The following is a 13360-nucleotide window of genomic DNA, read 5'->3' on the forward strand; positions in this document are numbered from 1 at the left end:
GCCACTCCTCTTCAGCAGGTTCGTTTCAATTCATGGAAAAACGGTCTTTCAGGAACGCGATCGTCCTCTCGACCGCCCGCACTGCATCTGGATCTTCCATATTTGCGTCAAAATTATGCTTTCCCCCGCGGATTGTCATCAGCTCGCTATACACGCCGAGTGAATCCAGCTTCTCTTTCATAGCAGCGGATTCCTCATACGGTACATCATCATCCGCATCACCATGAATCAGAAGCGTGTCCGGATAGGAATTGTCCGCCAGTTCGAGCGGAGCGTATTGCTGCAAGGCTGCGGCATCGCCAGCAAGGGAATCGCCCGCCACATAGTCGAGCCATGCGCCTGTCTGCCTGCAGTATAAGTAAATGGCATAGCGGCTCTGAATAGGAGCAGCGGAAATCGGAGTCGGTTTGACGAGCTGATCTGCCAGTGCTTTCGGGACTGCGGGCATGGCTGTAAAATACGGACTCGGCTTTTTATACCAGTCCCCAGTCACCTGCCCGTATCCGTAGAACGAGACAATGGCAGCCGGCTGATGCTCGCACGTGCCTGCCAGCAGAGAAAGGTAGCCGCCTGCGGAATTGCCTACAGCCGCCACTTTGCCTGGATCAAAATCGAACAGGGCAGGCGCCTCTTCGCGGATCCACCGGAAAAGCGTCTCGAGATCATCCCGGATGGCCGGCAGCTTGGACTCCGGTGCAAGCCGGTAATCGACGGAGAACACATGGAATCCGGCTTCTGTATAACGCCTGATCTGCTCGCTGTTCATATCTTCCTTCGAGCCCCAGATCAGTCCCCCGCCGTGGATGTAAACGAGCAGGGGTGCATTCTTGGAATCGGTCCGATGCAGAATCCCTTCAATAGTACAGCCGTCTGTCTCCCGATATGCAAATATCTCTCCCATAAATCATTTCTCCTCTCCAATTGTACTGTTTCCACATCTTTAGAAACAGCAGATTTCATATCATCCATCTTCAATATTTTTCTATTTATCATATACTACGATTCGGCATGAAGACAGGAAAACCGTCAAACTTTTATGTTTTTGTAATGTGAGTCTACGGGATTTTATTCGTCTGTAATGAAAACTTCTGTACAATGATTTTGATGATAAAACAGCGCTTGAAATTGCATTAATTAGTGATTTTAGGGAATCACAAGTATAGTGTGCTGTTTTTAAAAAAGTATAGGAGTGATTTTTGTGCTTCAAACGATTATAAAGAAGAACTCGTATCAAGACTCCATCAACCTCATGTTGCTTACCAACTCGGTTTCAACGATGGAAGGTCTCAACAAAGTGCAAATCATGATGGCGACCCCGGCTAATAAAGACATTTTCAAAACGGCAGGGCTGCATACACCGGAACTGGAAGCTGCTGAATCCAATGACATGGCGATTGTCGTCGACACAGACGATGCCAGCATCATGGATGAAGTGCTTGAAAAAGTCGACCAATACCTAAAAGACCAGTCGATCAGCAATAAAAAACAGAGTTTTGAAACAGTCCGTACATGGGATAAGGCAGCTGACGCGCTTCCAGGCGCCAACATCGCAATGATCTCAGTGCCTGGGCAATATGCGGCTGACGAAGCGGAAAAGGCGCTCGACCGCGGCCTTCACGTATTCTTGTTCAGTGATAACGTTTCTATTGAAGACGAACTTCGCCTGAAGCAAAAAGCGCATGAAAAAGGATTGCTTGTCATGGGTCCCGACTGCGGAACAGGAATTTTGGATGGCGTGCCATTCGCATTCGCAAACGTTGTCAATAAAGGACGAATCGGTATCGTCGGTGCATCTGGAACAGGTATCCAAGAAGTGTCCACAATCATTGACCGTCTAGGCGAAGGTGTTAGCCACGCGATCGGAACAGGCGGACGCGACCTGAAAGATCCGATTGGCGCAATTACCATGATGGACGGAATCCGTGCACTCGAAAACCACAGCCAGACAGAAATTATCACAATCGTTTCGAAGCCGCCTGCAGAGCATGTCCGCAACGAGGTAATGGAATTGCTGCAAAGCCTTTCCAAGCCGGTTGTTGCAGTGTTCCTTGGTGAAAAGCCGGAACAATACGTCGGCAACGTGTACCAGGCATATACACTTGCGGAAACTGCGCATATCGCAGTCGACCTTGCAAGAGGCAACAAAGTGAAGCCTGACTACAATTCCGGAGACTTCACAGTCGAAAATGCGGAACTTGCAGAAGGCCAGCATACATTCAAAGGCCTCTATTCAGGTGGAACACTTGCTTCTGAAGCGGCTATCCTGATCTCTGACGCCCTTGGACTTGGCACACATATCAAAAACGAAGAAGGCTACGTGCTCAAGCACGAAGGCCATGAAGTGGTTGACCTGGGAGACGACAAATATACACAAGGCAAGCCGCACCCGATGATCGACCCTGAAACACGCGCGAAGTTCATCGAAGAAGCAGGTGCAGATCCATCCACAGCCGTCATCCTTCTCGACTTCGTCCTTGGCTATGGTTCCCATGAGAACATGGCAGGCGCATTGCTTCCTTCCATCAACAAAGCGGTGGCAACTGCGAAAGAAGCAGGACGCACATTGCATGTCGTTGCGACAGTCTGCGGTACGAAAAATGATCCGCAAAGCTACGACGGCCATGTGAAAGAATTGAAACAAGCTGGAATCATCGTGAAAGAAACAAATAACGAAGCGGTCCGCACGGCTCTTAACATTGTCGGCCTGCATGTGGAAGACAATCAAAAAGAGCATGTCGAAAATGACAAGCCAAGCAAAGACTTCGATCTTTCCGTCTCCGATGAGATCGCAAACCTTGTTTCCGAGCGCCCTCGCGTGATCAACGTTGGCTTGAAAGGGTTCACGGATGCCCTTGCTGACACAGGCACACCATTCGTTCAATACGACTGGCGCCCAGTCGCAGGCGGCAACGCCCGCATGGCGAAAATCCTTAGCCTGTTGAAATAAGGGTACCCCATAACAACAGAAGGTCTGGCTTCCTGGCGAACTGGACCTTCTCCATGGTTTTTACACATATAGTTGAGCTGAAGTGCAGGCGCCGACTCCGGCGGGAATAGCATGAGCCTTGAGACCCCGCAGGTAGCGAAGCGGACGAGGAGGCTCAAGCCATGCCCGCGGAATGCGTGCGCCGGAACGGAAGCCGAGAAATCTTTATATAAAAAAGGATGAGGTGGAAGCGACTATGAACTACAATTCAATGGATGAAGCAAACAAAGCGGTTATCGACAAAATCACCGGTTCAGCGCCATTTTTAGTAGACGTGGTACCTGCAAAAGACAAAATCAAAGAATTGAACGAAGGCAAAGTATTGCTCCATGCCGGCCCGCCGATCAAGTGGGAAGACATGACTGGCCCAATGCAAGGATCTTGCATCGGTGCGTCCATCTACGAAGGCTGGGCGTCAACACCGGAAGAAGCGGAAAAACAGCTTGCAGCAGGAGAAGTGAAGTTCATCCCTTGTCACCACGTGAACGCGGTTGGTCCAATGGGCGGAATTACATCTGCCAACATGCCTGTATTCGTAGTTGAAAACCGTACAGACGGCAACGAAGCATACTGCATCATGAACGAAGGGATCGGTAAGGTTCTTCGTTTCGGTGCGAACTCCCAAGAAGTTATCGACCGCTTGAAGTGGATGCAAAATATACTCGGACCAACTATCGCAAAAGCGCTTAAACTGACAGATGACGGTTTGAACTTGAACGTTATGATTGCTAAGGCAATCACAATGGGTGATGAGTTCCACCAACGTAATATTGCGGCATCCCTAATTTTCCTTAAGGAAATCAGCCCATACATCGTGCAAGTGGATATGGACGAGAAAGACCGCAAAGATGTAATCCAATTCCTTGCAGATACAGACCAGTTCTTCTTGAACATCGCAATGGCGACTGGTAAGGCTGTCATGGACGCTGCCCGTACGATTGAACACGGAACAGTCGTTACAGCAATGTGCCGGAACGGTAAAGATTTCGGTATCCGCATTTCCGGAATGGGCGATGAGTGGTTCACAGCGCCTGTTAACACACCGCAAGGTCTCTTCTTCACAGGTTACTCCCAAGAAGATGCGAACCCGGATATCGGTGACAGTGCAATCACTGAAACATTTGGTGTCGGCGGTATGGCAATGATCGCAGCGCCAGGCGTTACCCGTTTTGTCGGAGCTGGCGGCTTTGATGATGCTCTTGCAACAAGCAATGAAATGGCTGAAATCTGCGTATCTCAAAACAGCAACTTCACAATCCCGACTTGGGACTTCCAAGGCGCTTGCCTCGGAATTGATGCACGTAAAGTCGTTGAAACAGGCATTGAGCCAGTTATCAACACAGGGATCGCGCACAAAAAAGCGGGAATGGGCCAAGTTGGAGCAGGTACAGTCCGTGCTCCTAAAGAATGCTTCGAAAAAGCTCTTGAGGCATATGCCGTAAAACTCGGCTTGATTTGAGGAATGGCAAGTTGCAAAATAAAAAGATAGTACCGGCAAAGGAATACGAACAACGTATTCCTCTGCTGCTTTCTGACCATAAAGAAGGCCGCGTGCACAGCGTTTTCCAGAACGGCGTGAACGTTGAGGCGGGCGGCCGCCTATTTTTTATTGGCACGGAAAAAAACGGACAGCTGCCGTTTGGAATCCACATTCATGCAGAGATGTTGCAGCCGATTGTGGCGTTTGCCGAGCAGGGTGCCCCTGTCTTATGGTGCAGCGAATTACAGCAGATTCAATTTCAGGATGCGCCGATCATAGTCTCGCTCACTGAGGCTGTTCCCTTCCACTGGGAATTGCCGCATCGCGAGCTGGGAGCAGAGGAAACCAAGCACAATTTGGCGCTGCTTATCGCCATACTGCTGGAAGAAGGAAAGAAAACGGGGCTCGATGTCGATATTGAGTATTTCCTCATGTCGATGAATACCGACGACCGCGTAAAGGATTTGCTGGGCATCCTTTTAACCGAAGAAGAACAACAGATTGAGCAGGCATTACGCACTTATATCGGCCGCGGACAAGGGTTGACGCCGTCGGGGGATGACCATCTGGTCGGTATCCTGGCGATCCACCAAGCGGTCGGACTGCTGACGGATACGGCATTCAATGTGCTGCAGCGCCTGGTCGCCGATGAACGGCTGACGACGGATGTCGGCCGTGAATATCTGTTATACGCCCTTCGTGGTAATTTCAGCTCGACTGTGGTCAAACCGGCTTCGGAACTGACCGGGAAGACGGATATGAATACACTCAGGCCGCTGATCGAAGAACTGCTCGATATGGGACATAGCTCCGGAATCGATACGATCTTCGGCATGTTACTAGGCTTACTAATGCATAGGAGGAATTTGGAATGTCAGAAAAAGTATTGATCGCACTTGGAGGAAACGCCATCCTTCAACCGAAACAGGAAGCAACATTTGAAAATCAGTATGAAAACGTAAGACTCAGCACAGAAATCATCTCCAAAATTGCGAAGAACGGCCACACTGTGATCGTTACGCACGGCAACGGACCGCAAGTCGGCAATATCCTTCGCCAGAATGAAGAAGCGAAAGACGTTGTCCCTGCTCTTCCGCTTGATGTGTGCAGCGCGGAATCCCAAGGGTTCATCGGTTACATGATGGAACAGACGTTGAAAAACGAATTGACGAAGCTTGATCTTGACCGTGAAGTCGTCTGCCTGCTCACACAAACTGAGGTGGACCCTGAGGATCCTGCATTTGAAGATCCGTCCAAACCGATCGGAGTGTTCTATACAGAAGAGGAAGCAAACAAACTTGCTGAAGAGAAGGGCTGGGTCGTGAAAGAAGACGCAGGCCGTGGTTTCCGCCGTGTTGTGGCGTCCCCAGAACCAAAATCGATCTTGAATTCGAAAACAATCAAAAGCCTTACGGATAATGGCGTAATCGTCATCGCTTCAGGCGGCGGCGGCATTCCGGTTGTACGCGAAAAAGACGGCAGCCTGAAAGGGATTGCAGCAGTTATCGATAAAGACCGCAGTGCGTTCCGTCTTGCGGAAGAAGCAGATGCAGATGTCCTTATGATCTTGACAGATGTTGATAACGTCTATGTCAACTACGGCAAGCCAGATCAAAAAGCGCTTGGCATCATCAAATTGGATGAGGCGAAAAAGTACGCAGACGAAGGCCAATTCTCCGCAGGCAGCATGGGGCCTAAAGTTGAAGCGGCGATGAAGTTCGCAGAGCGCGGCGGCCGCGCAATCATCTGCTCCCTCGCTCAAGCGGATCTTGCCGTTGAAGGCAAAGCGGGTACTCAAATTACAAAGTAAGAAGAAGTAAACAGGGGAGGAGGGACTGAATGAGAAAGAAACAATCCCGTTCATTTCGAAAAGAACTGAGCTATTCGTTTTTAGCAATCGGACTGACGACAATCATCTCACTTGGGATTTTTCAGTTCTTTCAGCTCTCCTCCTTAATTAAAGATAATCAGGAAAGCCAAATCAAAGTCACCGAGTTCCTGGAGGATAATATTGAGGGTTATATGGAACAGCATGGCCGTGTCATTGACACGGTATCTTCCATGATCGCCCCTCTGCTCGAATCAGGTGATATGAATAAGATTGAAGAAGTCATGCGGGACATCAAGCAGCATTATCCCGGGTTTGTAAACCTGTATGTAGGGAATACCCGTGGAGAATCACTTGTGTTCTACCCGCCTGTTTACACGGATGGTGCAAGCAGGGAACATATCGACTTCAGCGACCGCTCGTATTATAAGGAACTGCTCGAGAAAAAGCGTCAGGTCATTTCACCTGCATTCCATGGAAGAGGCGGAACCGATACCATTCTAGTGGCGATTGTGTCTCCGATACTGGACAGTGACGACCAGATGGCGGGCTATATCCTTGGCGCCATCGACGTGAATGCACTTGAAAAATATGTTTTATCGCGTGTATCCGGGGAAGCGAAGTACGCTGTTTTGCTCGACCAGGACAATAATGTCATCATGCATCCTGACGTCGACGCAAAAACAGAAATGGTCAACATGACCGATACTACCATTGTAAAGGCCATCAACCAAAAGAAGGACGATCTTGTCCAAACACTTGAGTTCAAAGATGCAGGCAAAGAGAAGGAATTCCTCACCTACACGAGGATACCGACTTTGGGCTGGACGCTGTGGATTGCCAATCCCTCGACACTCATCATGAAACCATTGAAGGATGCGGTCATCACCATCTTATGGTTCATCCCGCTGACTGCTCTATTAGTTGTTCTGGCAAGCCTCTTTTTGAGTGCGCGGCTGGAGCGGACAATCCGAAACTTGCTCGATACCATAAAACGATACTCAGCAAGCTACAAATCCAATCAGCCTGTGCAAATCTCAGAGCAGATTGAAGGCCCGCAGGAGATGACAGATCTCCTTTCCCATTTCAATGAAATGCTGTTTGAAATTGAGGAGAACCGTGACGAACTCATTGCACTGAATACGCAGCTGGAAGCGCGTGTTCGTGAACGGACGGCGAATTTAGAATCACGCAATGCGGAACTGTCAGCCGTCAATAAACTGATCACTCCGGTATCATCCGATATGGATCTGCCGCATTTCATCCAGGTGTGCCTGCGGAAGATGAATCCGGCCATCCCGTTCTCCATTCATATCTGGTTCCGGGAGCTGGCTGTGACGCGTGAGGAGATCTATGCCAATGTCAGCCTGGAGCAATACTTGGAAACGTATATCCAAGGTTCCAACCAGCACATAGAACCGATCATCCTAAGCGAGTTGCCCAATGGCTATTTGATCATCGATTTATTGGAAGGCCAGACGATTGAACCGAAAGATCTGTCGTTCCTGCAGACGTTTTCAAGATCACTTGCCATTATGATGCAGAACAAACTTCTATTTGAACGATATCGCAATAAACACGCTGAACTCGACGCAGTCCTTGAGAGCATGTCGGAAGGGATCATGCTGCTGAATAACGAGTATGAAGTCAATTACGTCAACGAATCCTTCCTGAACGTAATTGACGGCGACCGGACGGATATACCGCTCAAGAGGCTGTCAGATGTCCTGCAGCGGATCGCCAGCCTGTTCGAAATTACGGAAGGGGAGCTGACTTCCTATTTCAACGGGGAAGACCATGAACTGAAGCTTGAATGCAAATCAAAATCCGGAGATACGGATTTCTATATGCTCCATAAATTTTCCGTCTTGTTTGATGAGAAAAAAATCGGGGAAGGCCTGCTCATCCGAGATATCACCAAAGAAGAGGAAATCGATACACTCAAGAATAATTTGATATCCCTGACGTCCCATGAATTCAAGACGCCGATCACGAATATCCGGGGCAGTGTCGAGACGCTGTTGCGGGACAACGTCGAGTGGGAACCTGAATTTCAGAGAGAGCTGCTGGAAGGGGTGCATGAGGATATCGAGCGCATCCAGCAGCTGGTCGACGACTGGATGGACATCTCAAAGATCGAATCTGGTTCCATGTATATTGAACGGAATATGATCCGCGCCGACCACGTGATCGAAAAGTCGATCGAACTGATCCCGCGCGTCTTGAAAGAGGATGCCCTCATCCGGTTCCATAACAAAGCGGAAGACACCTTATTCTTCTATGCCGATAAGACCCGGGTGCAGCAAGTGCTTGTCAATCTAATCACCAATGCGCTGCGCTATAATGACCAGCCGGTGAAGCGGATCGACATTACGCTTGAGAAGAGGGATGATTACTTGACGATGGCTGTATCCGATAACGGCATCGGCATCTCAAAAGAACATCTGCAGAAAATCTTCAACCGTTTCTATCAGGTTGATGTGACGGCGACACGCCGCTCAGGGGGGACAGGTCTTGGCCTGTCGATCTGTGAGGGGATCATGGAAGCGCATGAAGGGAAGATCGTGGCCGACAGCAAACCTGGCCAAGGCAGCACATTCACACTTTACTTTCCGTTACGACAGGGGGCGTAGGGATGAAACAGAAAATATGCGTCGTGGATGATGAAGCTAAAATCCTTCGTTTCATCTCTGCGAATCTGCGGTCAGTCGGGTACGATGTCGTCACCGCTTCATCCGGTGAGGAATTGCTGGAGAAGTATGACCTGATTTCACCTGATCTGATCCTGCTGGATATCATGATGCCGGGCAAGGACGGATTTTATGTTCTGAAGGAACTGCGGAAATTCTCCCATATCCCGATCATCATTTTGACGGCCCGAAGCAATCCGAAAGACAAAGTGAATGGATTGAATCTCGGGGCGGACGACTATTTGACGAAGCCCTTTTCACTTGATGAGCTGTTCGCACGCGTCAACGCGGTCTTGCGAAGAAGTCAGCCTTCTCTGCTTGAACATGCTGTCAGCGTCTCCTCTATCATCGAGACAGGTTCTCTAGAAATGGATGTGGGCAGCAAGCGGGTGTGGATTGACGGCGAGGAATTGAAGTTCACGCAGACCGAATTCCTGCTGCTCGAGATCCTCGCCATCAACCTCGACAAGGTCGTGCAGCATGAAACCTTGCTGTCCGAAGTGTGGGGCCCCCAGTATAGGGATGACGTGGAATATCTTCGCGTAGGAATTGCAAGGATCCGCCGTAAAATAAAGGAACGGTTAAAAGAGCCGGAAGAGTATATCATAACGTATCCGGGTCTTGGTTATATGCTGAAAAGCGTGGCGAAGAAGAAAGAAGCCAGCTCGCCAGAAAGCTGATTCTTCCTGCACATCAGCCTAGTCTGAAACGCTGCCCCTTTAGGCAAACCATCTTCAGGAATTTCGACAGGATTTTAATGTTTTCGCAATGTCGTTCCACTTGATTTTATTCGTCTGCAATGCATCCTGGCGTATGATACGAGTGTAAGGCAAATGATCATTTTCCTGAAGAAACCATCATAGAAAAAAATAGGAGGAACTATCATGGCTAATCAAGTGCATGATAATGGCCAGAAGAAAGAGCTGATCCCGTATTGGGTCAAAGCCGTTATCGTATTCTTCTTAGGATGGGTCGCCATTTATGGAACACGTGCCATCCTGAACCCCGTCATGGATGATATCCAGAACGAATTCAGCTTATCTGCCGGCCAGCTCGGTATGATCAGCAGTATCTTCTTCATCGGGTATGCAGGGCTTAACATTCCGTCCGGTATGCTTGGTGATAAAATTGGTAAGAAAAAAGTATTAGTGCCCGGTATCATTCTATTTGGTATTTTTGCGGCGATTACAGGTTTAATGCCTTCATTCTTCCTGTTCGTCTTTATGTGGCTGCTTGTCGGTGTGTTCCAAGGTTTCTACTATGGACCACAGTACGGCTTGTCGTCTGAAGCTATTCCGACAAAGCACTTGACAGTCGGTTCCGCAATCATCAACAGCGGGATGGCGTTCGGTCTTTCCGGAGGTTACTTCCTTTCGACTTACACAATTGAAGCAGGTATGAGCTGGAGAGCGCCGTTCTACATCGTTGCGATTCCTGTTGTGCTTATCGGTTTGCTTATGTGGTGGCTCATTAAAGAAAAACCAAAAGGCAAAGAAGTCAACGCAGTTCTTGATAAACAGGACAAGCTGAAAATGAGCGTCCTTTTCAAAAATCGGAACTTGGTCATGTCATACATCACCATTTTCTGTGTCATCTACGGTTTCTTCGTAGTTGTTACATGGATGCCGTACTACTTGCACAACGCTCGCGGTATTGAAGGAAGCGCGGTTGCGACTGTATCTTCCCTTGTGCCATGGGCAGCGATACCAGGCTCGATTTTCTTCAGCTGGGTCGCGGACCGTCTCGGTAAGAGCCGTCCAGTGTTGCTCATCATGATTCCGCTATCGCTGATCTCGCTCGTATCCATCGTGGCATTCGATAACATGTATGTCCTTTACGCGGCATTGATCGGTTACGGTATCTTCGGTAAGATCAGTACAAACCCAGTATTGGTTGCGGTTGTCGCAGACAACGCACCGAAAAACGCATATTCCACATCATTTGGTGTGTATAACTTCATCGGTATGTGTGGTTCCATCTTGGCACCGTACATCACTGGTTTCTTGACAGACGTCACAGGCAGCTTGAACACAGGTTTCTACTTCGCAGGAGTCCTTCTTGTGATTGCATTGATCGCATCGATGTTCATCAAAGAAGAGAGCCGGAACAAGAAGAGCGACGAAACAGCAGTCGCTGGCGGCTGATGATCTTAGCGCCATCCGTTTTTTGCGGATGGCGTTTTTTTGTGTCCTTCAAGTCATAAACATGATTTTCCCAGCCGCTGCATATATAATGCATTCGGGTTTCATCAGCTTACGAAAAGGATGGGTGATGAATTGGACTATTCGAAGAGTCAGGGAGCCGGAGAAAACAGCAAACAACGTCAATTGGATCAGTTCCGGGTACGGGATACAGGGAATCCCATGACAACACAAGAAGGGAGAAAGATCTCAAACGACTCGGAGACGCTGAAGGCTGGCGTACGGGGCCCTTCTCTCCATGAGGATTATTGGTTCCTTGAAAAGATGTCCCACTTTAATCATGAGGAAATACCGGAACGCGTCGTTCATGCGAGGGGATACGGGGCATATGGTGAGTTTGAATGTTACCAGTCGATGGCACATGTCACTGAGGCAGGATTTCTGCAGGAGGCCGACAAAAAGACACCTTTGATCTGCCGTTTTTCCACTGTGCAAGGCCCGAAAGGCTCCTATGATACAGCACGTGATTTACGTTGCCTGGGAGTGAAGCTTTACACAGAAGAAGGGAATTACGACCTGACGACCATTGCAATGCCTGTACTCATCATCCAGGATCCCATGAAATTCCCGGATTCCATGCATGCTTATCAAAACAAACAGGACGACGGCATTCCGACAGCGACCGGCGCGCATGACAGGTTCTGGGATTTTGTCGCGAGCAATCCGGAGTCACTCCATATGGTGACGTGGATCATGTCCGACCGCGGCATTATCAAAAATTACCGGACGATGGAATCCTGGTCGATCAATACCTATCTCTTTGTCAATGCAGAGGGCACCGCGACATTTGTCAGATACGTCTGGAAGCCTGTCCTCGGTGCGCATTCCTTGCTCCAAGATGAAGCGCTGAAAATCGGGGGACTCGATCCTGACTACCATCGAAGGGATTTACGTGAGGCGATCAATCACGGGGCTTATCCAGAGTATGAGCTGGGTGTTCAGTTGATTCCGCTGGAAGATGAATTCAAATATGATTTTGACATACTCGATCCCGCCAAGTTCTGGCCGGAAGAGCTGATTCCCGTTCAAATGATCGGCAAGATGACGCTGAATCGGAATGTGGATAATTATTTCGCCGAATTGGAACAAGTCGCGTTCAATCCTGCAAACGTGGTACCTGGCATCGGCTTTTCAAACGATCCCGTCCTGCAGGGAAGGCTGCTTGCGTACCGTGATACCCAGCAGCATCGATTAGGCAGTCCCAACTACTTGGAATTGCCGGTGAACCGTCCGATCTGCCCTTTCCATAACAATCTGCGGCGGGGCGCTATGAGAATGCGGATTGATGTCGACCAAGTGAATTATCATAACAACTCGCTGGCGGATAATACACCGTACACGACTCCTCCGGAAGAAGGGGGCTACGTACATTATCCGAAGAAGGTGGAAGGGCATGTGATTCGGGGGCGCAGTGAGTCATTTAACGACTTCTTCTCCCAGCCGAGGATTTTCTGGAATAGCCTCACACCTGTGGAAAAACAGCATACAATCGAAGCGTTCAGCTACCAGCTTGGAAAAGTGAAAAGTGAATCGGTTCGCCAGCAGAATGTCGATCTCCTCGTCAAAGTCGATCAGGAGCTGGCCTATATCGTGGCGGATAATATCGGAGTACAGCGGCCGAATGGAACCAATCTGCCGATTTCGACGAGCTATCCATCTTTGAGCCAGGCAAGTACACCAAAATACGCATATACGCAAAAGGTCGGCGTATTGATCGGGAACGGCTTCCCGGATAGCGAAGTGATTACTACCTTGAACACCTTGCGGCAAAATGGCGTATTTGTCGTCATAGTCAGTGAGAGGCTGGGTACGGTCACCGGGGCAGGGGGCACGTCACTGCAAGTGGAGGAAACCTACTTGACGTCAAGTCCATACTTGCTTGACGCCCTGTATATTGTTGGTGGTGACGGATCCGCTGCCAGCCGGAAAGCCCGAGACGACATCAGGAAATATTTCATCGTGGCATATGAGCACTATAAACCGATCGGCGTCGCGTCAACCGGCCGGCCGTATATTGTCATGTCAGAAGAAAATAATATGGCTGGCGTTCTATTTGATGAGGATCATTCAGGATTCGGAGATGTATTTGTCGAGGCAATCGGACAGCACCGCTTCTGGAACAGGACCTGATTTGAAGCGTAAGCCCCTTTCGGCACCATGGAAAGGGGTTTAGCT

General features: G+C 49.2%; 9 protein-coding genes. 8 read left to right on the forward strand and 1 reads right to left on the reverse strand.

What is annotated here, in order from left to right:
• Positions 1-25: 25 nt before the first annotated feature.
• The gene (locus ACZ5FK_RS11295) at positions 26-901 is read right to left on the reverse strand and encodes an alpha/beta hydrolase (protein ID WP_464805002.1); all 876 of its coding nucleotides are present in this window, start codon (positions 899-901) and stop codon (positions 26-28) included.
• Positions 902-1198: 297 nt separating this feature from the next.
• On the opposite strand from ACZ5FK_RS11295, the gene fdrA reads away from it, so the two are divergent.
• The 8 genes from fdrA to ACZ5FK_RS11335 all read left to right on the forward strand — a co-directional run bounded on the left by fdrA (position 1199) and on the right by ACZ5FK_RS11335 (position 13315).
• Entirely contained in the window at positions 1199-2947 is a 1749-nt protein-coding gene (gene fdrA, locus ACZ5FK_RS11300) for an acyl-CoA synthetase FdrA (protein WP_464805003.1), read from the forward strand.
• 235 nt (positions 2948-3182) lie between these two features.
• Entirely contained in the window at positions 3183-4445 is a 1263-nt protein-coding gene (locus ACZ5FK_RS11305) for a YlbE family protein (protein ID WP_464805004.1), read from the forward strand.
• An 11-nt stretch (positions 4446-4456) separates the two neighbouring features.
• Positions 4457-5356, forward strand: coding sequence for an oxamate carbamoyltransferase subunit AllH family protein (locus ACZ5FK_RS11310; protein WP_464805005.1), 900 nt, complete (start codon positions 4457-4459; stop codon positions 5354-5356).
• Positions 5338-6276 carry a carbamate kinase gene (arcC, locus tag ACZ5FK_RS11315; RefSeq protein ID WP_464805006.1) on the forward strand — a complete coding sequence of 313 codons (939 nt, stop codon included), beginning with the start codon at positions 5338-5340 and terminating at the stop codon, positions 6274-6276. The genes ACZ5FK_RS11310 and arcC overlap by 19 nt, the downstream gene beginning before the upstream one ends.
• 29 nt (positions 6277-6305) lie before the next feature.
• Entirely contained in the window at positions 6306-8927 is a 2622-nt protein-coding gene (locus ACZ5FK_RS11320; RefSeq protein WP_464805007.1) for an ATP-binding protein, read from the forward strand.
• A gap of 2 nt (positions 8928-8929) precedes the next feature.
• On the forward strand, positions 8930-9664 hold the full coding sequence (locus ACZ5FK_RS11325) for a response regulator transcription factor (RefSeq protein ID WP_464805008.1): 735 nt from the start codon (positions 8930-8932) through the stop codon (positions 9662-9664).
• A gap of 204 nt (positions 9665-9868) precedes the next feature.
• A complete protein-coding gene (locus ACZ5FK_RS11330) occupies positions 9869-11128 on the forward strand; it encodes an MFS transporter (RefSeq protein WP_464805009.1) in 1260 nt (419 codons plus the stop codon).
• A gap of 120 nt (positions 11129-11248) precedes the next feature.
• Entirely contained in the window at positions 11249-13315 is a 2067-nt protein-coding gene (locus tag ACZ5FK_RS11335) for a catalase (protein ID WP_464805010.1), read from the forward strand.
• Positions 13316-13360: the final 45 nt, after the last annotated feature.

Source organism: Sporosarcina sp. GTC18466 (assembly GCF_055389225.1).